Consider the following 349-nt stretch of genomic DNA (forward strand, 5'->3'; position numbering starts at 1 on the left):
GTATAAAATAAACAGTATGTCCATTTTATAGTTATATTTAATTTATATATAAATACTAGTTATTAGAAATTAATTCATCTAGTATATTATTTTCTGATAGATAAGATATAAATGTCAATCCATACATAACGCATAGTATGGCTAATGTTATCAATATTATACCCATTATTATTTATCCCTCCTTTTAATTATATTATAGCCATCTTATATGAATATATGGTGAATTTCTTATGAATTTAAATTTTTTTAATTTTTTCTAATTTTTACATCAATAAATTTGACAAATCTATTGAAAGAATTCTATAAAAATGCTAAATTATTTATAACAGAATATTATATTTAGGAGAGT

It is taken from the genome of Romboutsia sp. 13368 (genome assembly GCF_018336475.1).
Lineage (GTDB): Bacteria > Bacillota > Clostridia > Peptostreptococcales > Peptostreptococcaceae > Romboutsia.